Source organism: Fructilactobacillus sp. X2R1C1, assembly GCF_059901435.1.
Genome location: NZ_JBWXUV010000084.1, coordinates 1 through 277, shown reverse-complemented (window position 1 = coordinate 277; position 277 = coordinate 1). Strand labels below are relative to the sequence as shown.

Sequence of the window (277 nt, the reverse complement as noted above, 5' to 3'; positions counted from 1 at the left end):
CCAGTCGATCGCGTACTTACGCTGAAAGTTGGATAGCACCGGGCTCGAGGTATTGCGCCCTTCATCCAAGGCCTGACGATAGTTCTTGATCAGCGCATCCGGCTCATCGGCGGTAATCAGGTTCTGCGCGATCAAGCGATCGGCGTAGAGCTTGCGTGTGCCCGGATGCTGGGCGATTTTCTTGTACATCAAGGGCTGGGTCACGAACGGTTCGTCCTGCTCGTTGTGGCCGAGCTTGCGGAAGCACACCAGATCGATCACCACGTCCTTCTTGAAC

The 277-nt window shown here is 57.0% G+C and carries 1 protein-coding gene; it reads right to left on the bottom strand.

All coding sequences use genetic code 11. From position 1 onward, the window contains the following. A partial coding sequence (locus AC6UDG_RS07585) for a thiamine pyrophosphate-dependent enzyme (protein WP_500706972.1) occupies window positions 1-277 on the bottom strand: 277 nt, incomplete at both ends.